The sequence below is a fragment of the Micromonospora sp. WMMD1102 genome (genome assembly GCF_029626265.1).
Classification (GTDB): Bacteria; Actinomycetota; Actinomycetes; order Mycobacteriales; family Micromonosporaceae; genus Plantactinospora.
Map to the genome: position 1 here is coordinate 4198631 of NZ_JARUBN010000001.1, position 26255 is coordinate 4224885.

A 26255-nucleotide genomic window follows, 5' to 3' on the forward strand; every position below is an offset into this window, starting at 1 on the left:
GTTCCTGGCGGGCCCACCCGGTCCTCTTCTAGGCTCACTCGGCATGCGTGTGACCCACTCGCTCCTGCACGTCGAGGACCTCGCCCGGCTCGTGGAGCGGGAGTACGCCATCGCGACGCCCGTCAGGGTGACCTTGCTTAACCGCGGCTTCAACGACACCTACCTGGTCACCGACGTCGAGGGCGGTCGCCGCGTGCTGCGGGTCTACAACCGGGCCAAGTACTGGATCCGCTCGGAGTCCGACCTCCGCTTCGAACTCGACCTGCTCGAGCACCTGGCAGCCGCCGGGCTGGGCGTCATCCGTCCCTACCAGCGGGCCGTCGGAGACCGGCTCGGCCGGCTGGCGGCACCGGAGGGCGAACGATGCTTCGCCCTCCTCACCCACGCGCCCGGCAGGCCCCTGTACGAAGGCACCCTGACCAGCGGGCAATGGCGCGAGTTCGGCTCCGGCATCGCCCGGATGCACCTGGAGATGGACACCTTCCGCACCAGCCACGACCGCTACCACCTGGACGAACGCATCCTCGTCGCACGGCCGCTGGCCAGCCTGGCGCGCTGTGCCGGCTCGGACCGGGCCGCGGCGGACCTCGCCGAACTCGACAGGCTCGGCGAGCGACTGACCGACGAGATCCGGCGGCTCCGGGCGATCGGCGGCGCCGCGTACGGGATCATCCACGCGGACCTGCACCGGGGCAACACCCACGTCGACGGAGACGGACGGTTTGTCACGTTCGACTTCGACCACTGCGGGTTCGGGTTACGCGCGTACGACCTGGTCGCTCTCTATCGCGGGCCCGAATCGCCGGCGGAGGAACGCGAACGGTGGGCAGCGGTTCTCGCCGGCTACCAGCAGGTCCGCCCGCTGAGCCAGGGCGAGCTGGCCGGTTTCCCCGTCCTGGCCGCCTGCCGGGCGATGTGGGACATCGGCGACTGGCTCGCTGCCACCGACCGAAACGGCGACGCCTGGGTGACCGAAGCGGTGCTCGCCAAGCTGCTGGCGGACGTCCGCAAGGCGCAACCGGATCCCACACCCCGGCCCGGATGACGCCCGGCGAAGGTCACAGGATGTGACGCCCAGTCAGCGGCACGCACGAGGTCGCCCGAGCCGGAGACGCCGATCACGGCAAGGTCGGTGGCTTGGCCTTCTGCGGGTAGATCGTCTCGTGCCGGGCCAGCATGGCGACGAACTCGCCGATCTTCCGCTCCCGGGTCTCCGCCCGTTTGACGGCGTTGACGCGGTGGATGAGAGCGAACCGGTTGGTCTGGGTGAGTACGTCGAACATGGCCTGCGCGGCGGGATCGGCGGCGATGGCGGCGCGGAGGTCGGCCGGCACCTCGGCCTCCGAGGGCGGGGCGTAGGCGGCCGCCCACCGCCCGTCCGCCTTGGCGGCTTCCACCGCGGCGCGGCCGCCGGGCAGCATCCGCCCCTGCGCCTCCAGCCTGGCCACGTTGGCGACATTGCGTTGTGACCAGGAACTGCGGGGCCGGCGCGGAGTGAACCGGATCCAGGAGGTCTCCTGGTCCCGTTTTCGGGCCTGCCCGTCGATCCAGCCGAAGCACAGCGCCTCGTCGACCGCCTGCTGCCAGGTCAGCGTGGTGACTGTGCCGCCCTTCTTGGTCAGGGCGAGCCAGACGCCGGGCGAGGTTGCGTGGTTGGCCGTCAACCACGCGCGCAGCGCCGCAGCGTCCGCCACGATCAACTCATCCAGTTCGGCACTGCCCATGCCGGGCAGGCTAACCGGTGGGTATGACGACGGCTTCAGGACCTTCCACGTCTTGAGGTCGGGGCAGTGATCCTCGGCGGACTACCATGAACGACCATCCGCAGATCGTGACGGCGTCAATCTGCCGCAGCGCTGATCTGACAGCCGAGGTCGCCGGGGTTCGCGGCGGCAGATAGGAGGGCGAGATGCCCGATCCCGATGATCCCCCCAGGGACGAGCAGGCGGCCGGATCCCCCTCCGCCCCCGCACCCGCCCCCGTCCCCGTACGAGCGCAGATCCTGTCCACCGAGCACTGGAGCCTACTGGCCACCCGGAACCTGGCGTGGAGCGAGAGCTTCAGCCGCGCCAGCTGGTTCGTGACGGTGGTGTCGGCGACGGTCGTCGCGCTCGCGCTGGTGGCGGACAGCACCGACTTCGGCGCCGGCTTCCGCTTCTTCGCGTTACTGCTCATCCCGTTGCTGGTCGTCATCGGGGTGGCCACCGTCGTCCGCCTGGTGCAGCTCAACAGCGAGGACGTCGAGCTGGTGATCGGAATGAACCGGTTGCGTCGGGGCTACCTCGATCTGGCGCCCGAGCTGGAGCGCTACTTCGTCACCGGGCACGGCGAGGATGTCGCCGGGATCATGCGGACCTACGGTGCCAGCCGCACCCGCATCCCCGCCACCCAGTACCTGTCGAGCGTCCCCCTGCTGGTCAGCGTCATCGTCGCCGTCCTCGTCGGCGCGCTGGCCGGCCTGATCGGCGACTCGCTCGGCGTCGGGATCGAGGCGGCCGTCGTCATCGGCGCCGTGGCCACCGTCGCCGCGCTGGCGAGCCTGGCCCTCCTCATCGTCCGGCATGTCAACCACACCTGGGACCGGCGCCGGCGCGACCAGCCGTAGCGACGGTACCGGATGGGCGTACGCGTGCAGGAGGTCCTGGTATCGCCGCTGGTAAACGGTCGGCTGCGTACGGTGTCGGCCTGGGACCGCGCATGCCGGTGCGTCGCTCGGCCGGCACCCGGGCGTCAGTGACACGTGGTTGCCACGTTGAGGAAAAGGCAGCACGAGGCCAGCACGGACAGGGTGACCGCGGACGCTGCCCGCACGGCGATATCGGCGCCGCCACGATGACGCCGGGTCACCGGCAACGTCTGCTCCACGACCACCAGAGCCAGCCAGCCGAGCAGGACCAGCGGGAACAAGAGATCCCAGGCCGGGTTGTCGAAGGAGCTGACGTTACCGTTCCCGCCGTAGTTGGGACAGTCCTCGTAGCGGGTGATCGGGTCGAGGACCAGCAGCAGCGAGATGACGGCCGCGCCGCCGACGAGGCAGGCCCAGAATCCGCTGAGCCGTGACGGGGGTCCCCCATGGTTGATCATCAGTTGAGCCTGGAAACGCCTGGTCGGGTGACGGTGCCTGCCGCGTACTCCTCGAAGATCTCGTCGAGGACGCGCATCGCGCTCGCGGCTGAGTCTTCCTCGTCGCCCGGGGTGTTGGCGCAGGTGACAAGCGTCTTCCAGAGTGCCCAGCCGCGCCCGCGCGCCCAGGTCGCGTCATCGACGGAGAGTCGGTCCCGGAACACCTGGCGGCCCTCCGGGCTCAGCAGCGTCCAGGCGATTGCCAGGTCACAGGCCGGATCGCCGACGCCGCAGGTCCCGAAGTCGATGACAGCTGCCAGCTTCCCGTCGTCGAGCAGCAGGTTGCCCGCTGCGATGTCACCGTGGAACCAGCTCGGCACGCCGTCCCAGCGGGCGTCCAGTGCGCTCTTCCAAATCTCGCGGGCCAGATCGACGTCGACGTGGCCGTCGAGCGTCGTGAGCGCGCGCCGCGCCACACCGTCGTAGGTGCGCAGGGTGCCGCCCCGGTACCAGTTGTGCTGTCCGGGGCGGGGACCGTCAGTGGTGTCGACGTTTTGCAGGGCCGCCAGGAATTCGGCCAGGTCGAGCGCGAAGCGGCTGGGATCGACGATCCGGTCCGCGCTCGCGGGTTCGCCGGGCAGCCATTCGTAGATCGACCACGGGAAGGGGTAGTCGGCGTCGGGTTCGCCCCTGACCAGTGGAGTGGGGATGGGCAGCGGAAGGTGGGGTGCGAGCACCGGAAGCCAGCGGTGCTCCTTGTCGACCGCCTCGGCGTACTCGGCCGCGCTGGGCAGGCGTACCAGCTTCTGCGTGCCCAGGTGGAACGTGAGGTTGTCCCAGCCACCGTTGGCGACGGGCCGCACCGGCAGATCGGCCCACTGCGGGAACTGGTTGACGACCAACCGACGCACCTGCTGGACATCGATGGCGATGCGTCGCGGAACGGGACCGATTTGGGGTGTGTCGCTCACTGGAGCATCGTCCCGCACGCGCCAGCTCCGCGGTCGAGCGGTGCAGGGCCGCCGGGAGCCGGGCCGGGGTCCAGCGGGGGTGGCATGAGTGCCGACCCAGCCTTCACCTTCGGGCCCGGCCAAGGGCGAGGCGGTGCTCCTCGCCATCACCTGACGGGTACCTGGCGGCTGGCCGGGCGATGCTCAGCGTCCAGGGCAACGGTTGGCTATTGTCGCCGGAGACCTGCCTGGACGAATGACGAGGACTGCGATGACCCGGACCGACGACGACGTCGCCCTCGACTCGGCGGTGGACCCGCTGGTCGTCGCGCTGGACATCGGGTCCACCGCCACCCGTGGTGGCGTGCACGACGCGTCGGGCCGGCGGGTCGACGGCCTCCAGCACAAGGTGCCGCACGCCTTCACCGTCGCACCCGACGGCACCTCGGTCATCGACCCCGACCAGGTGACGGCGGAGGTCGAGCAGGTCCTCGACGCGGTGACCGGGGACCGGCAGTTGGGGACCCGGATCGCCGGTGTCGCGATGGACACCTTCGCCGCCTCGTTGATCGCGGTCGACGCGGCCGGACGCGCGCTCACCCCGTGCCTGACCTACGCCGACTCCCGCAGCGCAGCGGCGGTCACGGCGCTTCGGGAGGAGCTCGACGAGGAGGCGGTGCAGCAGCGCACCGGCACCCGCCTGCACACGAGCTACCACGCGCCGCGCCTGCGCTGGTTCGCCTCCGCGCAGCCGCGTGCCGTCACCGGGGCCGCGCTCTGGTGCTCCCTCGGCGAGTACGTCCTGGCCCGGCTCGTCGGGCACCCGCTCGCCGGCACGTCCACGGTGGCGTGGACCGGCCTGCTCGACCGCCGTACCGGTGAGTTCGACGCCGAGCTGCTCGCCGCGGCGGGCATCGGCCCCGAGCAGCTCTCCCGACCACTGGACATGACCGAGCCGGCGCCGTCGGGAGCCCCGGCGCGCTGGCCCGCTCTCGCTCGGGCCGTGTGGTTCCCCGCTATCACCGACGGCTTCGCCAGCAACATCGGGTCCGGGGCGACCGACGCCACGGTGCTCACCGCGTCGACAGCCACCAGCGGTGCGCTGCGGGTACTGCTCGACGGCCCCGCCGATCCGCTGCCGTTCGGGCTCTGGAACTACCGGGTCGACGCCGGGCGCACGCTGCTCGGCGGGGCGATCAACGACGTCGGTCGTGCCGTGAGTTGGGCACAGAGCACGTTGCGCCTCGGCCCTGCGCTCGCGGCCACCCTCACCGCGCCGCCGAGCGACGCCACGCCGCTGGTGTTGCCGTACCTCACTGGTGAACGTGCGCCGGGCTGGGTCGGTGGGGCACGTGCCGTGTTCGACGGCGTGTCGGCGGCCACGGATGCCGACTCGCTGTTCCGGGGGATCATCGAGGGCGTGGCCATGACCTACGCGCGGGTCGCCGACGAACTCCACCCGGCCGCCCCGGAGGTCCTGGAGGTCGCGGCGGCGGGACGGGTCAGCAACGACCATCCTGGATGGCTCCAGATCCTCGCGGACGTACTCGGGCGCCCCGTCACCCAGGTGACCCGGCGCCGCGCGACGCAGCGTGGAACGGCGCTGCTCGCGCTCGACGTGCTGGCACCGGAGGTCCCGCGCGCACCTCGGGCAACGGGAGAGACCTACGAGCCCCGGCCGGCGCACGTCGAGCACTATGCGCGACGGCGGGCGCGGTTCGCCGAGGTGTACGACGCGCTCGTGCGCGGCTGACCACCCGGGCGCCTGCCCGGGAAATGGTCGGGGGCTCGGGTCGTCAGACGCGCGGGCCGAGGAACAGGCCGCCACTGGCGTCGATGACCTGGCCGGTGACCCAGCGTGCGGCGTCGGAGGCGAGGAACGCGACCACGTCGGCGACGTCGCCGGGCCCGCCCAGCCGGTCGAGCGCCGTCATTGCGGTGATCGTCTCGGCCAGGCCCGGTGTCTCGAAGACCGGCCCGTTGGTCGCGGTCCGGGTGGCGCCGGGCGCGACCGCGTTCACCGTGATGCCCCGGTGGCCGAGCTGGTTGGCCAGGGTCAGGGTCATCGTCTCGACCGCGCCCTTGGTCATCGCGAAGGAGGTCTGGGTGGCGTTGGCCATCCGGGTCGCGACGGACGACATCGTGATGATCCGGCCGCCGTCGCGGAACAGCGGCAGGGCCCGCTCGATGACGAAGTACGGCGCTCGGACGTTCACCGCGAAGAGCTTGTCGAAGGCTGCCCGGGTCGTGGTGCCGAGCGGGCCTGCCGGTGGCGCCGCCGCGTTGTTGACGAGGATGTCGAGGGGCCGGCCGGCCAGGCAGTTCTCGACCCCCGCGAAGAGCGTGTCGACGTCCCCGCCCACCCCCAGTTCCGCGCCGACGGCGTACGCCGTTCCACCGTGCCGCACGATCTGGTCGACCGTCGCCGTCGCGCCGTCCTGGTCCGCACCGAAGTGCGCGACGACCATCGCGCCGCGCGCGCCGAGCCGGATCGCGATCTCCTGCCCTATGCCGCGTGATGCGCCGGTCACCAGGGCGGTTCTGCCGATCAGGTCAGTCATGATGTTAGTTACTCCCAAAGTGTTAGTGACTACCAGTGCGGTAGTGTCTATCACATGGGCGAGCGGCACTCAACACTGCGGGAGCAACGGCGGGCCGAGACGCAGCGCATGATCCAGGCGCATGCGCTGCGGTTGTTCGTCGAGCGCGGATACGACAGCACGACCGTGAACGACGTCGCCGAGGCTGCCGGCGTCGCCCCGATGACGGTGTACCGGCACTTCCCGACGAAGGAGGACCTAGTGCAGGTCGACCAGAACGGCCGGCTGCTCGCCGAACGGATCGCCGCCACGCCCGCCGGACAGCCTCTGGTCCGCCGCATCGGCAGCGCACTCGTCGACTCGGCGCGGACCCTCACCGCCGGTGACGACGGACTACTGCTGGCCCGTCTGCGGCTGATGATCTCCACGCCCGCCCTGCGCGCCAGGCACCTGGACAACCACTACGTACTGCAACAGGCCATCGTGGACGGTCTCCGGGACGAGGTTGCCGACCCGGACGCCACCTTCCAGGCCGAGGCTGCGGCAAGCGCCTGCCTGGCCGCCATGCACACCGCGCTGGTGCGATGGGCGAAGGACGACGGGCGCACCGACCTGCCCGACCTGATCGCCAAGGCGCTGGCGGCGACCTTCGGCGACGGGACGACCCGGTAAAGGGCCCCACACTCCGCCGGGGCGGTACGCGCAGCCGGACAGCGTCAGGCTGGGGGACTCTAGGATCGCTTGGCCATATCCACGAAGCCGCCCCACTGCCGAGGGGTGAACGTCAGGACCGGCCCCTCCGGATCCTTGCTGTCCCGCACGAGAACCCGGCCGGGAACGTTGTCGGCCACCTCGACACAATTCGTACTGTCGCTACGTGTGGACTTGATCCATCTCGGGGCGGTGTTCACGTCCATTTCTCGGCCGTCCTCATGATCAGATCGAGGCATTGGTTGCTGGGTAGAGCGTAGTCCCGGATGGCCTCCCATGCGGCTTCCATCTCGGTGGTGGCATTCGGGTTCTCTACTACGCGACCCTCCAGATGTCCTTCGAGGAAGCCGATCGACCGGCCGTCCACCGTCGCGATCGCCAGTGGGCCATCCAGCCCCACGTAGGAGCCTGCGTCGAACGGGACGACCTGAACCCGCACATTCGGCTGTTCACATGCCGCGACCAGGGCTTCCAACTGATCCCGCATCACGGAAGCGTCCCCCACCCGGCGATGCAGAACCCCTTCGTCCAGCACCGCGACCAACTGGCAGGGATCGGGCCGCCGGTGCAGAATCTCCTGACGACCGAGCCTCGTAGCCAGCAGGGCGTCCACGGACTCGGCCCGAAGGCGTCGACCCATCAGCACCGCCCGCGCGCACGGTTCGGTCTGAAGGATTCCCGGGACCACCATCGCGGACATAGCGTTTCACGTCCCCCAAATCACTTCGGTTTTGATGGTCATCTTCGATGGGATGCCGACCCGCTCCACGGGCTCGACCAGCATCTTCCGCCCTGCTCGGGTCACAGTCCAGGGTGGAATCCAGGCATTCATCCACCCCGTGACCTCCGACCCGGGTGGATGCCTGACGGGGGCGGCGCCGACAACGGATCTCTGGTGCCGCCCCCGTCGAACTCCACCGACGGAAGGCATCGATCATGAATATCCGGCGTAGATTCCGGCCCCGGCACCGCCGCGATTGGCGCCGACTCTGGCGGTACTGCCGATGCGGTTATCGATGGCGCTGCCCGGACTCGATCCCGCCGGTGCCGATGCCCTATCAGCCACCACCTGTACCAGCGCTGTCCCGCGCCGAATTCCGGGCCGCCGTCCGCGCGGCGGCACCCACCCCGACACCGACGCCAGCGCCTCGTCCGAAGACGACGGCGACGGCGACGGCGACGGCGACGGCGACGGCGACGGCGACGAACCGGGGTTCCGGCTGGAACGCATCCACACACGCCCGGCTGGCCAACGGTCGGCCGGGCGGCGGGAACCCGGGACATCAGCACCGGTCCCGGCAGGCCAGCGCCGCCCGGACGTGATCCGATGATCGGGCCGCAGGAGCGCTGGTACCGGCACATGCGCCGGAACGCCCGGCGCTATCCGGCCGGCCGGCACAGCCCGACGCCGACGTACCAATGTCAGACCTGCCAGGATCCCTGGCCGTGCGCGCCGGCCCGGCTGGCTCTGCTGATCGGTTTCAAGGGCGACCGGGTGGGTCTGCTGATGTACCTCGCGGCCCACCTCACCCGGGCGCTGCAAGCCCTGCCCGAGACGCATCCGGCGCAGGTCGTCGGTCAACTGTTGCACTGGCTGCCCCGGCGCCGCTGAGCCATCGGCCGCCGGGCGCCGGGGTCGGTCGGCACAGCCGAGGCAGGATATTCTCCGGCCGTCGTCGTCGGACCAGCCCGGAAGGACCGCCCGATGACGCAGGAGCCGGACCGTGCGACGCCATCGGCGACTCCGGTGTCGGACCGTCCGGAGGCGTCGACGACGGTGGCACCGCAACCGGTCGTACCCGGGACAGCAGTGGCCGGTGACGGCTCGACCGGCGGGCGACTGCTCGCCGGCGGCGCCATAGTCGGGCTGGGCGTCTGCGCCGTACTGCCGATCCGACCGGAGACACCGGTGCGGACAGCGATCGTCGCGGCGGCCGTCGTCGCGCTGGTCGGGATCGCCGTCGGGCTGCGCTCACCGGCCGCGCTGCGCGGCGCCACCTTCGTCGGGCCGCTCTTCGGCTGCTTCGCGGTCGGCAGCTTGGCCGGCTGGCCGCCCGCGCTCACCACCGTGCTGGTCTGCGTGCTGCCGTTGGCCTGTCTGCTGCTCGTCGGGCGGCGGGCGGGAGTGGCTCCGGCCGCACCGTGGCTGGCCCGGGGCCGGCTGACCCCGGAGGCACCTGGCTCGGCCTGGCCACCGTCCTGTTCGGAGCGGCGGCGCTGGTCACCTGGGCACTTGCGGTACGTCCCCAGCCGGCCGAATACCTGCGGGACCTGCAACGCCTCCCGCTCTGGCTGGCGATCCTCGGAATCATCGGGTTCGCCCTGGTCAACCCGGTGTGGGAGGAGATGCTCTTCCGGGGGGTGTTGCTTACCGAACTCGCCTCGGTCTGGGGCGCCAGGATCGCCGTGGTGCTCCAGGCGGTGCTGTTCGGCGCGGCACACCTCGCCGGCTTCCCGTCCGGGGCGGTCGGCATGGTCATGGCCGGCACCTGGGGGTTTGCCCTGGGAATACTGCGGCTGCGCACCGGCGGCATCCTGCTGCCGTACCTGGTGCACGTGACCGCCAACGCGGTGATCGGCACACTGGCGGTGCTGATCCTGCGCTGAACCCGCGCCAAGGGCCTGACCCGGCGGCGCGCGGCTGGACCCGACAGCATGCGGGCCGGACCGGACGGCACCTGGCGCTGCCGCCGGTTCCGATGGCGGAGCGAGCGCGCACCCGGTAGAAACGTCTCGATCCCCTTCGTTCGATCGACGGGGTGCCGCCGGGGCGAACAAGAGAGCGCTCTCAGAACCACTCCGCGGCATCCGGAAAGGACCGACGAACCGTATGACGATCACCTCCCCCGGCCTCCGGCGGCGCCCCACACGCCACCGGCTCCGCCGGGTGCTCGTGCTCGGCCTGGCACTCGCCACCGCCGCCACCACGGCCACCACGGCCACCGGCGCCGCCAACGCCGCGGCCCACACGGCCACCGGCGCCGCCAACGCCTCCGCCCGCACGGCCACCGGCGCCTCCGCCCGCACTGCGACCCCCACCCCCGGTGGCATCCATTCGCCCCGGCCAGGTGCGCCGGACCTCGGGCGCAACGTCACCGTCTTCGACCCGAGCATGCCGGTCAGCCAGATCCAGGCGACCCTGGACGCGACCCACGCCCGGCAGGTCGACGCCGAGATGGGCACCGACCGGTACGCGTACCTCTTCATGCCCGGGACATACGGCAGTGCGGAGCAGCCGCTCCAGATCAGGGTCGGCTACTACACCGAGATCGCCGGACTCGGTGCGTCACCCACCGACGTCGTGATCAACGGCAAGATCGAGGTCTACAACCGCTGCCTGGAGGGCGGCGGCACCGGCAACTGCATCGCCCTGGTCAACTTCTGGCGTACCCTGTCCAACCTGTCGCTGCACATCGTCGCCAGCGGCCAGGACGAGTGCCGGTTCACGGCGAACTTCTGGGCCGTCTCCCAGGCGGTCTCGCTGCGCCGGATGAACATCGACGGCGGCGGACTGTCCCTGATGGACTACTGCACCGCCGGACCGCAGTACGCCAGCGGCGGATTCATCGCCGACTCCGGGCTGCCGGCCACCACCAACGGCTCCCAGCAGCAGTGGCTGACCCGCAACAGCGAGGTGGCGAGCTGGTCGAACGCGGTGTGGAACCAGGTCTTCGCGGGCGTAATCGGCGCACCCGACGACGCCGGTTTCCCCGACCCGCCGTACACCACTCTGGAGACGACGCCGCTGAGCCGGGAAAAGCCGTACCTGTTCGTGGACGGCAAGGGCGCTTACCAGGTCCGGGTGCCGGCCGCGCGGCGGGACAGCCGGGGCGTCAGCTGGGGTGCCGGGCTCACGCCGGGGCGGACCGTGCCGCTGCGGGACTTCTTCGTCGCCCGCCCGTCCGACCCGGTACACGTGATCAACCGTGAGCTGGCCCGGGGCCGGCACCTGCTGCTCACCCCCGGCGTCTACGACATCGCCCGGAGCATCGAGGTCCGTCGGCCGGACACTGTGGTGCTGGGCATCGGACACGCCACCATGACGGCCGCGAACGGCGCCGTTCCGCTGGAGGTCGCCGGGGTGCCCGGCGTGGTCGTCGCCGGGGTCACCGTGGACGCCGGCCCGCGCGAGTCGCCGGTGCTGCTCCGGGTCGGCAGCCGTAACGGCCGCAACCACAGCACCCCGGACAACCCGATCACCCTCTCCGACGTGTACTTCCGGGTCGGCGGCCCGCACATCGGCCGGACACACATCGCGCTGGAGGTGAACGCCGACCACGTACTGATCGACCACACCTGGGTGTGGCGCGGCGACCACGGCGTCGAGGGCTTCACCGAGGGCGTCAACGGCGACACCGACCGCTGGCGGACCAACACCGGCCGGTACGGCGCCGTCGTCAACGGCGACCACGTCACCGCGACCGGCCTCTTCGTCGAACACTTCCAGCGGTACAACACGGTCTGGAACGGCGAGGACGGCGCCACTGTGCTCTACCAGAACGAGCTGCCGTACGACCCGCCGACCCAGGCGGACTGGATGAACGGCGACGTGGAGGGCTGGGCCGGCTACAAGGTCGGCGACCGGGTACGTCGGCACACCCTGCACGGCGGCGGCGTGTACGTCTTCAACCAGAACAACCCGTCGATCCACACCGAGAACGGCTTCGAGGTGCCCCGCACGCCCGGTGTCCGGCTGCACCACGTGATGACCGTCAACCTCAGCGCCGGCACGATCGACCACGTGGTCGACGGCGTCGGCGAGGCGGCCGACACCACCCGGGTCGGCGTACCGGTCTACCTCACGGAGTACCCGGGAGCCTGAACCCGGTCCACGACGGCGGCCGGCCGGCCGGGGTGTCCCCGACCAGCCGTCGGGCGGACTCCGCACTCCGCCGGGGTGGTGTGCGCAGTCAATGTCGTGGTAGCGACAGCAACTGCGCACACCCACCCGCCCGAACCAAGAGCCCGGCCCGCCCGGTCAGCGTGCGGTCAGGTAGCCGAGGGCGGCGCGGACCACCTCGACCAGCGGGCGCTCCTGGTGGTCGGTCCAGTACCGGGTGGCCGCGCGCAACGCGTGCAGGAACGTCCCGGCGAGCACCCGGGCGCGCAGCGGGGTCTCCGGATCGTCCGGCAGGCGGCGGGCGATCTCGGCGGTGAACTCCTGCTCCACCGTGCCGTACGCGGTGATCTGGTGGGCGGCGAGGCTGGGATGGTTGCGGATCAGCCGCCGCTGGGCCAGCCAGAGCGGGTCGAACCCGTCACTCTCCCGGGCCAGCTGCTCGGCCGCCCGGGTGAGCACGACCCACGGCGGTTCGTCGAGCGGCTGCGCGTGCACCAGCGCGAGAAGTCGACGAATCCGCACCGTGTCCGGGTGGAAGAGCGCCTCTTCCTTGTTCGCGAAGTAGTTCGAGAAGGTCCGGCGGGACACGTCGGCGGCGTCCGCGATCGCCTCCACGGTCACCCGGTCGGGTCCCTGCTCGGCGGCGAGCCGGAGCGCCGCCCGGTGCAGTGCCTCCCGGGTGGCGGCCTTCTTCCGCTCCCGCCGGCCCACCGTCTCGTCCATCGCCCGACAGCGTACGCGGCGGTGACTTACTTCTCATAGCGAAAACTTGCGCAATGCGCACTGATCGAGAAATCCTTACCTGCGGCAAACCGACTGTCCGCAGAAGCCACCGGGGCAGCCTCGACCGTCCGCCGGGACAGATCGACTACCGAGAAGAGCTGGAGGCCGCGCGATGAGCGCCCCGACCACACTCACCCCCGCGCCGCAAGCGGAGCCGACGAGCCATCGGCGTACCCTCGAGGCGCTCAGCGGCCTGCTGTTGGTGCTCTTCGTCGCCCTGCTGAGCAGCACCGTCGTCTCGACCGCGCTGCCCAAGATCATCGGTGCCCTGAACGGCTCGCAGACCCAGTACACCTGGGTGGTCACCGCCACCCTGCTCACCGCGACCGCGACCACCCCGATCTGGGGCAAGCTGGCCGACCTGTTCAACAAGAAGGCCCTGGTCCAGACCGCCATCGTGATCTTCCTCGTCGGCTCGGTACTGGCCGGGCTCAGCCAGAACGCCGGCCAGCTGATCGCCGCCCGCGCCTTCCAGGGCATCGGCGTCGGCGGGTTGCAGGCGCTGGTCCAGGTGGTGATCGCCGCGATGATCCCGCCCCGGGAACGGGGCCGGTACAACGGCTACCTCGGCGGCGTGATGGCCCTCGCCACCGTCGGCGGGCCGCTGCTCGGCGGCCTCATCGTCGACACGTCCTGGCTCGGCTGGCGCTGGTGCTTCTTCGTCGGCGTACCGATCGCGATCCTCGCCCTGGTCGTCCTCCAGGCCACCCTGCACCTGGTGACGGTACGGCGGGAGAACGTGCAGATCGACTACCTCGGCGCGACCCTGATCGCGGCCGGGGTCAGCGTACTGCTCGTCTGGATCTCGTTCGTCGGCAACTCGTTCGGCTGGCTCTCCTGGCAGACCGCCGCGATGGTCGGCGGCTCCGTACTGCTGCTCGCCCTCGCCGTGCTGGTGGAGGCACGCACCGCCGAGCCGGTCGTGCCGCGGACATCGTCCGGCAGGGCACCACGGCACTGGTGATCGTCGCCAGCCTGGCGGTCGGGATGGCGATGTTCGGCGGCGCCGTCTTCCTCGGCCAGTACTTCCAGATCGGCCGGGGCTACAGCCCCACCGAGGCCGGCCTGCTCACCATCCCGATGATGGCCGGAGTGCTCGTCTCGTCCATCGTGGCGGGACGGATGATCACGCGCAGCGGGCGGATCAAGCCGTACATCGTGTTCGGGGCGATCGTCCTGGTCGCCGGGTTCCTGATGCTCGGCGCCATCGACCACCAGACCTCCCTGGTCTTCGTCGGCGCGGCGATGCTGCTGGTCGGGATCGGCGTCGGGATGACCATGCAGAACCTGGTCCTCGCGGTGCAGAACGCCGTACCGCTCAAGGACATCGGCGCGGCGAGTTCCACCGTGGCGTTCTTCCGCTCCCTCGGCGGCACCATCGGGGTCTCGGTACTCGGTGCGGTACTCGCCCGCCGGGTCACCGAGCAGATCACCCACGACCTGACCGCGGCCGGCATCCCGGCCTCCGGCTCCGGCAGCGCCGGCGGCAGCCTCAACCTGGCCGGCCTGCCGGACCCGGTCCTGCACATCGTGCGCGACGCCTACGGCGACGCCACCGGGCACATCTTCCTGATCTCCGCGGCGATCGCGGTGGTCGGAGTGGTCGCCGCCGCCCTGCTCAAGCCGGTCACCCTGCGGACCAGCCTCGACCTGCTGGACCCGGCTACCAGCGCCGCCACCGCGGCCGGCGCCGTCGACGGCGCCCCGCCGACCGCCGAGCCGACCCCGTTCCGGACCCCACACCAGGCTCCTCGGACCCCGGGCCAAGCTCCCCACACCGCCGACCAGGCTCCGCAAACCCCGGACCAAGCTCCCCACACCGCCGACCAGGCTCCGCGCACCCCCGACCAGGTCGAGGCCCGAGACCAGGCTCAGGGCCCAGACCAGGTCCAGGCTCCGGACCGGGACGGTGGTCGGGGACGTCAGCGGTCCGGCACGAGGCCGGCGTCGTAGGCCCGGACGATCGCACCGGCCCGGTCCCGGACACCGAGCTTGAGGAAGATCGCCGAGACGTGCCCCTTCACGGTCCGCTCGCTCAGGTGCAGCGAACCGGCGATCTCGGAATTGTTGGCGCCCGCCGCCACCAGGCGGAGCACCTCCCGCTCGCGGTCGGTCAGCGCGGTCACCGAGGATGCTCCCCGACCCGCCCGCCGGACCCGGACGAGTTCCAGCACCCGGGTGGCCACCTGGGGGTCGAACCACGAGCCGCCCCGGGCGGTGACCCGGATCGCGCCGGTCAGCTCCGCCGCGGGCGCGTCCTTCAGCACGAAGCCGGCCGCGCCGGCCTCGACCATGCCCCACAGCACCTCGTCGTCGGCGAACGTGGTGAGGGCCAGCACCGGCGGCGCGCCCTGGCCGGCAGTCAACTGCCGCGTCGCCCCGATCCCGTCCAGCACCGGCATCCGGACGTCCATCAACACGACGTCCGGCGCCAGCCGGCCCGCGAGGTCGACGCCGGCCCGGCCGTCGGCCGCCTCGCCGACGATGGCCATGTCGTCGTGGGCCGACAGGATCAGCCGGAGGCCGGCCCGGACGAGTTCCTGGTCGTCCACCAGGACGATCCGGATCATCCCGCCTCCTCGTCGGCGGTACGCGGCACCGGCAGCGACGCCTCGACCAGCCAGCCGTCGCCGTCCGGTCCGGCCGACAGGGTGCCGCCGAGGGTGCCGGCGCGCCGGCGCATGCCGTCCAGCCCGTTGCCACCGCCCCGACCGGCCGGGGCGGCAGTCCCGGCCGGAGCACCGTTGCGTACCGACACCGCGAGTCGGTCGGCATGCCGGACGATCCGGACCACCGCCTCCGCCCCCGGCGCGTGGTGCCGCAGGTTGCTGACCGCCTCCTGCACGATCCGGTACGCCGCCAGCCCGGTGTACGGGTCGACGGATCCGAGGTCGCCGACCAGTTCGCCGCGTACCGGCAGACCTGCCTCGGCCGCATCCCGGACCAGGGCGGCGACGTCCACCGCACCCGGCGACGGCGGTCGCGCACCACCGCCGTCGGCGGGATCGCGCAGCAGGCCGACGATCGCCCGGACGGACTGGAGACTGTCCCGGCCGACCCGCTCGGCCCGGTCCAGCGCCTCGGCCGCCGCCACCGGGTCGCGATCGAGCACCTGCCGGGCGCCGACCAGGTTGAGCAGCACGACGGTGAGCCCGTGTCCGATCGCGTCGTGCACGTCGTGCGCGATCCGGCGGCGTTCGGCTGCCGCCGCCGCGACGTCGAGCCGCTGCTGAGCCTCGGTCAGCGCGGCGACGAGACGCCGCTCCCGGCGCAGGATGCGGCCGATCAGCCAGCTGAACATCGTCCCGGTGCCGAAGAAGACGACGGCGGGATAGTCCTCGCGCCACGCCCCGTCGAGCCCGACGAACACCGCCGGCACGGCGACCGCGCCGAGCGTGGCCAGCGCCTCGGCCGGCCACGAGCGACCGGTCGCCGCCAGCCAGGCCACCGCGAGCAGGGCCAGGAAGATGGCGCCCGGTGCGTCGTACCAGAGCGTGACCAGGGCCGGCATGCCGACGCCGAGTGCCGCCATCGGCCACGGCCCGACCCGGACCTGACCGGCCAGCAGCGCCCAGGGGACCAAGGCGGCGACGAGCATGCCGACCAGGCCGACGGTGATACCGCTGGTCAGGAAGACGAGCAGCGCCGCGGCCAGCGCCGCGAGCGGGAAGGCCAGTCCTGCGGCGGACGAGTCGCCCCAGGCCCGCAGCCCCGTCTGCTCCACGCCCGCAGACTACCGCCGTACGTCGCCGGGCACCCCGTACCCGGGTACGCCCGGACCCGGTCCCGGGTACGGGTTCGGCGCCGCCGGACCCGTACCGGGAAGGGCCTGCGGTCCGATGTGGGCACCGGCGCCGGTCACGAGGATCTGACCATCCCCTCCGCACGGAAGTCAGGAGATCACCGTGTTCGGCAGAATCGGTCACCTCGTCGTCCGCCGCCGCCGGCTGGTGCTGGCCCTCACCGTCCTCTTCCTCCTCGCCGCCGGCACGGCCGGATCCGGCGTCTTCGGCCGGCTCGGCGGAGGCGGTTTCGCCGACCCGGACGCCGAGTCGACCCGGGCCGAGGAATTCCTGGCGCAGGTCGGGGTACCCCGGCCGGAACTGGTGCTGCTGGTCGAGGCCGCCGACGGCACCCGGGTCGACGACCCGGAGGTGGCGGCGGCCGGCACCGCACTGACCCAGGAACTCGCCGGCCGTCCCGGGGTGGAGGCGGTCGACTCCTACTGGTCGGCGGAGCACCAACCGGCGCTCGGCACGACCGACGGCGACCCGCCGCTGCGCACGACCGGCAGCGACCCGCCGCTGCGCACGACCGAGGGCGACGCGGCGCTCCGGTCGACCGAGGGCGACGCGGCGCTCGTGCTGGTCGACCTGGCCGGTGGGGAGGAACAGGTCGAGGCGGCGGCGGCCGCGATCGCGGCGGAGCACGCCGGGGATCGGGGCCCGCTGACCGTCCGGGTCGGCGGCGGGTACGCGATCGACGAGGCAATCGGCGAGCAGCTCGACACGGACCTGGTCCGGGCCGAGCTGATCGCGGTCCCGGTGACCCTGCTCCTGCTGCTGCTCGTCTTCGGCGGGATCGTGGCGGCGTCCCTGCCGCTGGCCGTCGCGGTGGTCGCGGTGCTCGGCGCGGTCCTGGCCCTGTCCGGCATCGCGCGGCTCACCGAGGTGTCGGTCTATTCGATCAACCTGATGACCGGGCTCGGCTTCGGGCTGGCGATCGACTACTCGCTCTTCATCCTGAGCCGGTTCCGCGAGGAGTCGGCCGCGGGCCGGCCGACCGGCGAGGCGGTGGTGCGGACCGTGCAGACGGCCGGCCGTACGGTGGCGTTCTCGGCGCTCACCGTGGCCGTCTCCCTCTCCGCCCTGCTGGTCTTCCCGCTGTCCTTCCTGCGGTCGTTCGCCTACGCCGGGATCGCGGTGGTGCTCTGCGCCGCGGCGGGCGCCCTGCTGACCCTGCCCGCCCTGCTGGCGGTCCTCGGGCCGAGGGTGGGTGCGGGCTCGCCGCGCTGCCGCCGCCGTACCGGCCGGTGGACGGTCTCCGGCCGGTCGGCGGGACGCGGCCCGACGGCGGTTCCCGACCCGACCGCGGTTCCCGGCCCGACGGCGGAATCGGCGTTCTGGCACCGGCTCGCCAGTGCGGTGATGCGCCGGCCGTTGCCGGTGGCGACCGGGGTGGTGCTCTTCCTGCTGCTGCTCGGTGTCCCGTTCCTCCGCGTCGACCCGGGTCTGCCGTCGCACCAGGCACTGCCGGCGTCCAGCGAGGCCCGGCAGGTCGTCGAGGCGATCGAGACCGGGTTCGCCGGCAACCGGACCGAGGAGTTCGGTATCGCCCTGCCCGGCGTCGACGCGGGCGGCGCGGACGCCGGGGCCGTGGCCGCCTTCGCCGGTCAGGTCGGCGCGGTCCACGGGGTCACCGAGGTGACGACGCACGCGGTGCCGGCCGGTGCCTGGCTGAGCGTGGTCCCCTCGGTCGTGCCGCGCTCCGCCGAGGGCGAGCGGCTGGTCGAGGAGATCCGGGCGCTGGACCCGCCCTTCGACTTCCGGGTCGGCGGCGACGCCGCGGAACTCGTGGACGCCAAGGCCGCGATCGGCGACCGGCTCCCGCTGGCGTTGGCGCTCATCGCGACCACCACCGCGATCCTGCTCTTCGCCGTGTTCGGCAGCATCCTCGTCCCGGTCAAGGCCGTACTGCTGAACCTGCTCTCCCTGACGGCGACCTTCGGCGCGATGGTGTGGATCTTCCAGGACGGGCATCTCTCCGGGATCCTCGGCTTCACCGCCACCGGTCAGCTCGACGTGTCGATGCCGATCCTGATGTTCTGCGTCGCCTTCGGCCTGTCGATGGACTACGAGGTCTTCCTGCTCGCCCGGATCAAGGAGGAGTACGACCGCTCCGGCGACAACGCGCGGGCGATCGCCGCCGGGCTGGCCACGACGGGTCCGCTGATCACGTCCGCCGCCGTACTGCTGGCGGTCTCGTTCGCCGCCTTCGTGGTCAGCGGCATGAGCTTCCTGAAACTGATGGGGGTCGGGCTGACCCTGGCGATCCTGGTGGACGCCACCGTCGTCCGGGGGCTGCTGGTGCCGGCGGTCATGCGGCTCGCCGGCCGGGCCAACTGGTGGGCACCCGCGCCGCTCAGGCGCCTCCACCGGAGTTGGCACCCGTAGAGCCGACCGGCTCCGCCCCGTCGGCCGGCCCGTGCTGTCCGCCGACAGGTCCTGCTGTCCCTCGGCAGGCTCGTCCCGCCCGTCGGCAGGTCCCTCCCGCCCGTCGGCAGGGACCTGCCGCCCGTCGGTGGGTTCGTGCCCGGGGGCGGTGGCCGGCGGGCGGGTGGCGGGCACCAGCAGCAGCGCGGGCAGCAGCACCAGCGGGACGACCAGCAGCGCCCGGAGGCTGCCGACCCGGTCGCCGAGCAGCCCGACCAGGGGTGGCCCGGCAAGGAAGGCGGTGTAGCCGATCGCCGCCACCACGCTGACCCGGGCAGCCGCCCGGTGCTCCTCGTCGGCCGCCGCACTCATCCCCATCGGAAAGCCGAGCGAGGTGCCGAGTCCCCACAGCAGCACCCCGGCCATCGCCAGCGGCCACGGGTCGGCCAGTACCGCCGCCGTGGCGCCGATCGCGGCCAGCGCGGTGCTGCAGAGGAGCACGGGGACCCGACCCCAGCGGTCCAGGGCAACCGTCCCGACGGTGCGGCCGAGGGTCATCGCGGCGACGAAGACGCCGAAGGCCAGCGCGCCGACCGTCTCGGAGACCCGGTGGCCGTCGACGAAGGCCAGCGCCAGCCAGTCGTTGGCGGTCCCCTCGGTGAAGGCCATCACCAGCAGCAGGAGGCCGATCAGCAGGGTTCGCGGCTCACGCCAGGCGGCCAGCAGGCCGGCACCGCGGGTCCGGGCGGTCGTCGGGCCGGCCGGGCTCGACGGGTCCGGCAGGAACCAGCGGACGGCGGACAGCGTACCGGCGAGCATCACGGCGGCGGCCAGCCCGAGGTGCAATCCGATCGGTACGCCGAGCCGGGCGGTGCCGGCGCCGACCGCCGCCCCGGCCACGGTGCCGAGGCTCCACGCCGCGTGGAACCGCGGCATCACGGTGCGGCCGAGTCGCCGTTCGACCGCCGCCGCCTCCACGTTCATCGCGACCTCGCAGGTGCCGGAGCCGTACCCGAGGGCGAACAGCCCGACCGCGACCAGCGGTACGGTCTGCCAGCTTCCGGTGGCGACGCCGGCCAGTACCAGGCCGGACGCGGCCAGCGCGGTCGCGGCGCCCACCGCGCGAGCGGCGCCCATCCGGTGCGCCAGTATCCCGGCGGTCGGCAACGCCAGCAGGGCACCGGTGGAGGCGGCCAAAAGCAGCAGGCCCAGCCGTCCCGGGGTCAGCCCGAGGGCGTCCCGGGCGGCCGGCAGGCGGGCGAACCAGGATGCCAGGGCCAGCCCGTTGAGCCCGAAGACGACGGCGACAGCGGTCCGGGCGGTAAGGACCCGTCGCGGTGCGACCGGTGGCCGGATCGTACCGGTGGACGCCTTCACCTGCTGCCTCCGCTTCCTCGACCACCCGCCTCGGGCGGGCCACTGGTGGGCCGCTCCGCCGCTCCTCGTGCCGGGTTCCTTGATCGCACCCCTGGGAGCGCTCTCGACGCAACCCGATTCGAGCTGTCCGGGATATCCGCCCTCCGGGGTCGGTTACCGGCTCGCCGACGGTTGCCTCGCGGGTGCATGATTTGCCCATGCGTCAGCCCGGTCGTTACATCGCGGCAGCAGCAGCCCGCCCCCGCCAGGTCGAGCCGGGGTGCCGGCGTGCCTAGCCGGGCGCCACGCCGGGCCACCCTGGAGGACGTGGCCCGGATGGCCGGAGTCTCCCGCTCCACCGCCTCCCGGGTCATCGCCGGCTACGGCGCCGCCTCCCCGATCGCCCGGGACCGGGTGGTGGCCGCCGCCACGCAGCTCGGCTACGCGCCTGATTCGGCGGCCCGGGCCCTGGCCACCGGTGCCGGGGTACGGCTGGTGGTGGCCGTCGTCGGTGCCGCGCCCACCGTGCTGCACGACCCGTACGTCGACCGGGTGGTGCGGGCCGCGGCCGAGGTCTGCGCACGCCGGGCGATCGGCGTCTCCCTGGAGTGGCTGCCGCTGCACGCGCCCGGCCGGCTGCGGCAGTTGGCGGAGGACCGGGGCGTCCGGGGCGTACTGCTGGTCAACACCACCGAACTGATCCTGGCGGCGGTGCCGGCCGCGCTGGAGGGTCGGACGGTGTCGATCGGGATCGGCTCCGGGACCGTACCGTCGTTCGACGTCGACAACGGTGGCGCGGCCCGTGGCATCGTCGGGCACCTGGTCAGCTCCGGACGGCGCCGGATCGCGATGATCAGCGGCCCGGACTGGATGCCCTGCACCCGGCGGCCGGTCATCGCCTACCGGGAGGTGTTGCGGGCGGCGGGGCTGGCGGTCCGGTCGGTGCCGGGCGACTTCACGGCGGGCGGCGGCGAGGCCGCGACGCTGCGGATCCTGGAGCGGTGGCCGGACACCGACGCGATCTTCGCCAACAGCGACGCGATGGCGCTCGGGGCGTTGGCGGCGCTGCGGCGGCGCGGGGTCGACGTGCCGGGCGACATCGCCGTGGCCGGCTTCGACGACGTGCCGTTCGCCGCGCTGAGCGCGCCGGCACTTACCACCGCGAGCCATCCGGTCGAGCAGATCGCCACGTCGGCCGCGCGGGCGGTACTCGACCGGGCCTGGGTGCCGCCGGCCACCGCGTACCCGTCCGAGCTGATCCTCCGCGAGAGCGCCTGAGCTGGTCCCCTGCCCGCCTCCGACCGGGTGGTCCGCCGTTCCGGCATCGGTATCGGCATCCAGTTTCAACTTGCACACATTGCTATGTACGCATATGTTGTCGGTACTGGTGTCGGCGGCGGGAGGCTGGAGACATGGGCGCAGGCCACGATCACGGCGGCCAGGCGATGCGGGCCGGCGAACGCCACCGCAGGCCGCTCTGGGCGGCGGTGGCCGTTCTCGGCGCCGCCCTGCTGCTGGAGGCGGCGGCGGCGTGGTGGACCGGCTCGCTCGCGCTGCTCTCCGACGCCGGGCACATGTTCACCGACGTGCTCGGCATCGGCCTGGCGTTGGCCGCGATCACCGCCGCCAGCCGGGCCGCCCGGCACGCCCAGCGCACCTTCGGGCTCTACCGGCTGGAGGTGCTGGCCGCGCTCGCCAACGCCGTACTGCTGTTCGCGGTGGCGGTCTTCGTGCTCATCGAGGCGGTACGCCGGTTCGACGACCCGCCGGAGGTGCTGGCCGGGCCGATGCTGGCGGTCGCGATCGTCGGTCTCGTCGCCAACGTCGTGGCGTTCCTGCTGCTGCGCGCCGGTGCCAAGGAGAGCCTCAACGTCCGGGGCGCCTATCTGGAGGTGCTCGGTGACCTGCTCGGCTCGGTCGGGGTGATCGTCGCCGCCGTCGTGATCGCCACCACCGGCTGGCGCTACGCCGACCTGGTCGTCGCGGTCGCCGTCGGCCTCTTCATCCTGCCCCGCACCTGGCAACTGGCCCGGGCCGCGGTGCGGGTACTCGTGCAGGCCGCGCCGGCGCACATCGACGTCGCAGCCGTGGAAACCAGCCTGACCGGGGTGCCGGGGGTGGTCGACGTGCACGACCTGCACGTCTGGACCCTGACCTCCGGGATGGACGTCGCCTCGGCGCACCTGCTGCTCGCCCCGGGCGCGGACGTCGCCCCGGTACTGGCCGCCGCACGGGCCCGGCTGCACGACGGATTCGGGATCGACCACTGCACCCTGCAGATCGAGCCGCCGACCGCCGAGAAGGTCTGCCAGGACGCCGAGTGGTGACCGCCGCCCCGGCGCGCTGCCGGTGCTCGAGAGCAGTGTGCCGGCCGGTGCTCAGGCGCGGTGTCGCGGCGGCGCGGTGCTCTCCCGGACGACGAGTTCGGTGACCAGGTCGATGCGGCTGGTCGACAGCTCCGCCCCCCGGGCCAGGTCGATCAGCATCTGCGTGGCGGTGCCGGCCATGTCCCGCAGCGGCTGGTTCACTGTGGTCAGGGCCGGCCCGATCCAGGTGGCCATCGGCAGGTCGTCGTAGCCGATCACCGAGAGGTCCGCCGGCACGTCCAGGCCGAGCTGCCGGGCGGCCCGCAGCACCCCGATGGCCTGCATGTCGGAGCCGGCGAAGATCGCGGTGGGCCGGTCCGGCCGGCTCAGCAGCTCCATCCCGTGCTGGTAGCCGGCATGGGTGGAGAACATGCCGTACCGGACCAGCGCGGGGTCGACCGGGATGCCTGCCTCGTCGTGGGCGAAGCGGAAGCCGGCGGCCCGAGCCCGGCTGCACAGTACGTCCTCGGGGCCGGAGATGCAGGCGACCCGGCGGTGGCCCAGCTCCAGCAGGTGCCGGGTGGCGAGCAGCCCGCCGTTCCAGTTGTTGGAGCCGACCGTCGGCACCGCGGCCGAGGTCGCGCTGTCGGTGTCGATCACCACCAGTGGGATCGACCGGCGCTGGAGTTGCTGCCGCTGCGCCTCGGTCAGCTGGCAGAGCACCAGCAGTACGCCGAGCGGCCGCCGCAGCAACACCCGCTCCAGCCACTGCTGCGAGGGCCGGTGCCGACCGCCCAGCTGGGAGAAGACGATGTCCAGCTTGGCGGTGCTGGTCACCGCCTCCACGCCCCGGATGATCTCCGTGGCCCAGCCCGAGTCGAGTTCGTGGAAGACCAGGTCGATCTGCTCCACGGCGGTCGGCTGCCGCTTCACCCGGCGACGGTAGCGGTGCCGTTCGAGGCTGGCCTCGACCTTGGCCCGGGTTTCCGGTGCGACGTCGGAGCGACCATTGAGGACTTTGGAGACGGTCGTCAGGGAGACCCCGACCTCGTCGGCGATGGTCGCGATCGTCGCGGCACCGGTACTGACGATCCGCCGGGACCTCGTCATCGACAGCCTCCCGCAACTATCCGAAACTTTCGGTGCGAAACCCTAACACCGGGCTGACCGACCACGGCTCGATCCGGCGGTGACACCTGGCCGACCGTCCGGCCACTTCGGGCACGATACGCGATGGCGTCACGAATCCAGCAGTTCAGACACCCTTGACACATCTTCGCCACGGCGCATAGGTTCCCCCGCACAGGTAACGCGGACATTGCCGAAAGTTTCGAATCCCGCCGACCTGACCTGCCCACTGTCCCGGGCGGACAGTGTCCTGGTCGGCTCGAAGGGGTGACATGTTGAGCCAGTCGCCCGTGGCCGACAGCGCCACGACGCACCGCACCGCACCACCACGACACGATCCGCGGCTGGCCACCACCGCGCGGGTGCTCCGGGCGCAGCTGCCGTCCCGCACCGGTTCGACATGATGGGCGGCACGCCGCTCCCGTCCGTCAGCACGGAGGTACGAGGATGAGTGCACCGACGACCGCCGGCCCGCCGCCCGTGACGGTCGAGTCCGATCCGCCGGGTCCGGTTGCGACCCGCCGCCGTCGCCGCAAGGCCCGCCGGACGTGGCGGCAGGCGATTCGCCGGGACTGGCAGCTCTATTCCCTGGCACTACTGCCCCTGCTGTTCTTCCTCATCTTCCGCTACCTGCCGATGCTGGGCAACGTAATTGCGTTCCGGCGCTTCCAGCCCGGCGGCAACATCTTCGGCGAGTACTGGGTCGGCCTGCGCTACGTGAAGATGTTCCTGAGCGACCCGACGTTCTGGGAGGTCTTCACCAACACGCTGATCCTGGGCACGCTCACCCTGGTCATCGTCTTCCCGCTGCCGGTGATCCTGGCGCTGCTGCTCAACGAGGTCCGGACCCGCAAGCTAAAGCGCTTCGTCCAGTCGGTCTCCTACCTGCCGCACTTCCTCTCGATCGTGATCGTGGCCGCGATGGTGATGCAGCTGCTCTCCACCGACGGCACGGTGAACCAGGTCGTGAAGGCGGCCGGCGAGGACGCCATCCCGTTCCTGCAACGGCCGGAGTGGTTCCGGACCATCTACGTCTCCTCCGAGGTGTGGCAGACGGTCGGCTGGGGGACCATCCTCTACCTCGCCGCCCTCACCACGATCGACGACAACCTCTACGAGGCGGCCCGGATCGACGGCGCGAACCGGTGGCGGCAGACCTGGCACGTGACGCTGCCCGGCATCCGACCCACCATGGTCACGCTGCTGATCCTCAACATCGGCACCTTCATGGCGGTCGGCTTCGAGAAGATCCTGCTGCTCTACAACCCGTTGACGTACCCGACAGCGGACGTGATCTCCACGTACCTGTTCCGGATGGCGTTCCAGTCCAGCAACTTTAGCTACGCCGCCGCGATCGGGCTCTTCGAGGCCCTGATCGGGCTGACCCTGATCCTGTCCGCGAACGCGATCTCCCGCCGCACAGTGGGGACGAGCCTGTGGTGACCGTCGACTCCAGCACCGCCCACCCCGAGGCCGCCGACCCGGAGCGGGCCACCGAGCGGCTCGGCCGGCCCCGGCGGCGCCGAGGCATCCAGGACACCCGGGGCTACCGGGTCTTCCGGGTGTTCAACGCCATCGTGCTGACCGGCGTGGTGGTGGTGACGCTCTACCCGTTCCTGAACATCGTGGCCCGGTCGCTCAGCGACGAGGCGTACATCATCGCCGGCCAGGTGACGATCTGGCCGCGTGGGTTCACCACCGGCACGTACGAGCTGGTGATGAGGGACTCGCTGTTCTGGACCAACTACCGGAACACCGTGGTCTACACCGTCGTCGCCACCGCGATCGCGATGGTGCTGACCACCTGCTTCGCGTACGTGCTCTCCAAGCACCACCTCAAGGGGCGTACCGCGCTGATCGGCATCGCGGTGTTCACCATGTTCTTCAACGGCGGTCTGATCCCCAACTACGTGCTGATCAGCAGCCTCGGCATGACGAACACCATCTGGGCGATCGTGCTGCCCAACGCGATAAGCGTGTTCAACCTGCTGGTGATGAAGGCGTTCTTCGAGAGCCTGCCGGTCGACCTGGAGGAGGCCGCCGCCGTCGACGGGCTGAACACGTACGGGATCCTGCTGCGGATCGTGATACCGCTGTCGAAGGCGGTGATCGCCACGATGGTCCTCTTCTACGCCGTCTCGTTCTGGAACTCGTGGTTCTCCGCGTTCCTCTACATGGACCGGCAGGACCTGCTCCCGGTCACCGTCTACCTGCGCAACCTGATCGCCGGGGCGGTCGGCTCCGAGAACGTCGGCGCCGTCACCGAGGCGAACGAGGTACAGGCCGAGGCAACCCTGAAGTCTGTGACCATCGTGCTCACCACCCTGCCCATCCTGCTGGTCTACCCCTTCGTGCAGCGGTACTTCGTGTCCGGCGTGATGCTCGGTGCGGTGAAGGGATAGCCCGGCGGGCGGTGAGCCGTCGAA

22 protein-coding genes and 2 pseudogenes are annotated in these 26255 nt (G+C 71.8%); 13 read left to right on the forward strand and 11 right to left on the reverse strand.

Features of this window, described 5'->3' with window-relative positions; all coding sequences use genetic code 11:
• The first annotated feature begins 43 nt into the window (after positions 1–43).
• Complete coding sequence (locus tag O7626_RS18665) at positions 44–1045, forward strand: phosphotransferase (RefSeq protein WP_278062443.1); 1002 nt, start codon at positions 44–46, stop codon at positions 1043–1045.
• Positions 1046–1118: 73 nt separating this feature from the next.
• Here the strand turns inward: O7626_RS18665 and O7626_RS18670 are convergent, their stop codons facing one another.
• On the reverse strand, positions 1119–1724 hold the full coding sequence (locus tag O7626_RS18670) for a YdeI/OmpD-associated family protein (RefSeq protein WP_278062444.1): 606 nt from the start codon (positions 1722–1724) through the stop codon (positions 1119–1121).
• Positions 1725–1909: 185 nt separating this feature from the next.
• Between O7626_RS18670 and O7626_RS18675 the strand changes: the two genes are divergently transcribed.
• Positions 1910–2605 carry a hypothetical protein gene (locus tag O7626_RS18675; RefSeq protein WP_278062445.1) on the forward strand — a complete coding sequence of 232 codons (696 nt, stop codon included), beginning with the start codon at positions 1910–1912 and terminating at the stop codon, positions 2603–2605.
• Between the two features lie 125 nt (positions 2606–2730).
• Here O7626_RS18675 and O7626_RS18680 read toward each other — a convergent pair whose 3' ends face one another.
• Together O7626_RS18680 and O7626_RS18685 are read right to left on the reverse strand one after the other, a co-directional pair.
• Entirely contained in the window at positions 2731–3084 is a 354-nt protein-coding gene (locus O7626_RS18680) for a hypothetical protein (protein WP_278062446.1), read from the reverse strand.
• Positions 3084–4034, reverse strand: coding sequence for an aminoglycoside phosphotransferase family protein (locus O7626_RS18685; protein ID WP_278062447.1), 951 nt, complete (start codon positions 4032–4034; stop codon positions 3084–3086). The genes O7626_RS18680 and O7626_RS18685 overlap by 1 nt, the downstream gene beginning before the upstream one ends.
• 250 nt (positions 4035–4284) lie before the next feature.
• On the opposite strand from O7626_RS18685, the gene O7626_RS18690 reads away from it, so the two are divergent.
• Positions 4285–5766 carry a gluconokinase gene (locus O7626_RS18690; RefSeq protein ID WP_278062448.1) on the forward strand — a complete coding sequence of 494 codons (1482 nt, stop codon included), beginning with the start codon at positions 4285–4287 and terminating at the stop codon, positions 5764–5766.
• A gap of 43 nt (positions 5767–5809) precedes the next feature.
• Here O7626_RS18690 and O7626_RS18695 read toward each other — a convergent pair whose 3' ends face one another.
• Entirely contained in the window at positions 5810–6574 is a 765-nt protein-coding gene (locus O7626_RS18695) for an SDR family oxidoreductase (RefSeq protein WP_278062449.1), read from the reverse strand.
• Positions 6575–6628: 54 nt separating this feature from the next.
• Between O7626_RS18695 and O7626_RS18700 the strand changes: the two genes are divergently transcribed.
• Positions 6629–7225, forward strand: a complete 597-nt coding sequence (locus O7626_RS18700) for a TetR/AcrR family transcriptional regulator (protein ID WP_278062450.1) — start codon at positions 6629–6631, stop codon at positions 7223–7225.
• A gap of 59 nt (positions 7226–7284) precedes the next feature.
• Here O7626_RS18700 and O7626_RS18705 read toward each other — a convergent pair whose 3' ends face one another.
• Together O7626_RS18705 and O7626_RS18710 are read right to left on the reverse strand one after the other, a co-directional pair.
• Entirely contained in the window at positions 7285–7470 is a 186-nt protein-coding gene (locus O7626_RS18705) for a DUF397 domain-containing protein (RefSeq protein ID WP_278062451.1), read from the reverse strand.
• On the reverse strand, positions 7461–7964 hold the full coding sequence (locus O7626_RS18710) for a DUF5753 domain-containing protein (RefSeq protein WP_278062452.1): 504 nt from the start codon (positions 7962–7964) through the stop codon (positions 7461–7463). The genes O7626_RS18705 and O7626_RS18710 overlap by 10 nt, the downstream gene beginning before the upstream one ends.
• Positions 7965–8591: 627 nt before the next feature.
• Between O7626_RS18710 and O7626_RS18715 the strand changes: the two genes are divergently transcribed.
• The 3 genes from O7626_RS18715 (at position 8592) to O7626_RS18725 (ending at position 12086) form a co-directional block, all read left to right on the forward strand.
• A complete protein-coding gene (locus O7626_RS18715) occupies positions 8592–8876 on the forward strand; it encodes a flavin reductase (RefSeq protein WP_278062453.1) in 285 nt (94 codons plus the stop codon).
• A gap of 530 nt (positions 8877–9406) precedes the next feature.
• Entirely contained in the window at positions 9407–9871 is a 465-nt protein-coding gene (locus O7626_RS18720; protein ID WP_278062454.1) for a CPBP family intramembrane glutamic endopeptidase, read from the forward strand.
• 223 nt (positions 9872–10094) lie between these two features.
• Entirely contained in the window at positions 10095–12086 is a 1992-nt protein-coding gene (locus O7626_RS18725) for an adenylyl cyclase (protein ID WP_347404799.1), read from the forward strand.
• 156 nt (positions 12087–12242) lie between these two features.
• Here the strand turns inward: O7626_RS18725 and O7626_RS18730 are convergent, their stop codons facing one another.
• Positions 12243–12827, reverse strand: a complete 585-nt coding sequence (locus tag O7626_RS18730; protein WP_278062455.1) for a TetR family transcriptional regulator — start codon at positions 12825–12827, stop codon at positions 12243–12245.
• 172 nt (positions 12828–12999) lie between these two features.
• On the opposite strand from O7626_RS18730, the pseudogene O7626_RS18735 reads away from it, so the two are divergent.
• A pseudogene (locus O7626_RS18735) lies at positions 13000–14594 on the forward strand (MDR family MFS transporter); the annotation flags it as partial.
• Between the two features lie 215 nt (positions 14595–14809).
• Here O7626_RS18735 and O7626_RS18740 read toward each other — a convergent pair.
• Together O7626_RS18740 and O7626_RS18745 are read right to left on the reverse strand one after the other, a co-directional pair.
• Entirely contained in the window at positions 14810–15457 is a 648-nt protein-coding gene (locus tag O7626_RS18740) for a response regulator transcription factor (RefSeq protein WP_278066210.1), read from the reverse strand.
• Positions 15454–16611, reverse strand: a complete 1158-nt coding sequence (locus tag O7626_RS18745) for a histidine kinase (RefSeq protein ID WP_278062456.1) — start codon at positions 16609–16611, stop codon at positions 15454–15456. Before O7626_RS18745 ends, O7626_RS18740 begins: the two co-directional genes overlap by 4 nt.
• 181 nt (positions 16612–16792) lie before the next feature.
• Here O7626_RS18745 and O7626_RS18750 point away from each other — a divergent pair, with 181 nt between their 5' ends.
• Positions 16793–19060 carry an MMPL family transporter gene (locus tag O7626_RS18750; protein ID WP_278062457.1) on the forward strand — a complete coding sequence of 756 codons (2268 nt, stop codon included), beginning with the start codon at positions 16793–16795 and terminating at the stop codon, positions 19058–19060.
• A gap of 153 nt (positions 19061–19213) precedes the next feature.
• On the opposite strand, the pseudogene O7626_RS18755 reads toward O7626_RS18750, so the two are convergent.
• Positions 19214–20416, reverse strand: a pseudogene (locus tag O7626_RS18755) (MFS transporter); the annotation flags it as partial.
• A gap of 267 nt (positions 20417–20683) precedes the next feature.
• Here O7626_RS18755 and O7626_RS18760 point away from each other — a divergent pair.
• The gene (locus tag O7626_RS18760; protein WP_278062458.1) at positions 20684–21673 is read left to right on the forward strand and encodes a LacI family DNA-binding transcriptional regulator; all 990 of its coding nucleotides are present in this window, start codon (positions 20684–20686) and stop codon (positions 21671–21673) included.
• A gap of 134 nt (positions 21674–21807) precedes the next feature.
• Positions 21808–22722 (forward strand): cation diffusion facilitator family transporter, encoded by a 915-nt coding sequence (locus O7626_RS18765; protein WP_278062459.1) that lies wholly within the window; start codon positions 21808–21810, stop codon positions 22720–22722.
• Positions 22723–22773: 51 nt separating this feature from the next.
• Here the strand turns inward: O7626_RS18765 and O7626_RS18770 are convergent, their stop codons facing one another.
• Positions 22774–23811, reverse strand: coding sequence for a LacI family DNA-binding transcriptional regulator (locus O7626_RS18770; RefSeq protein ID WP_278062460.1), 1038 nt, complete (start codon positions 23809–23811; stop codon positions 22774–22776).
• A 465-nt stretch (positions 23812–24276) separates the two neighbouring features.
• Here O7626_RS18770 and O7626_RS18775 point away from each other — a divergent pair, with 465 nt between their 5' ends.
• Positions 24277–25272 carry an ABC transporter permease subunit gene (locus O7626_RS18775; protein ID WP_278062461.1) on the forward strand — a complete coding sequence of 332 codons (996 nt, stop codon included), beginning with the start codon at positions 24277–24279 and terminating at the stop codon, positions 25270–25272.
• A complete protein-coding gene (locus O7626_RS18780; protein ID WP_278062462.1) occupies positions 25269–26231 on the forward strand; it encodes a carbohydrate ABC transporter permease in 963 nt (320 codons plus the stop codon). The genes O7626_RS18775 and O7626_RS18780 overlap by 4 nt, the downstream gene beginning before the upstream one ends.
• Positions 26232–26255 lie beyond the last annotated feature (24 nt).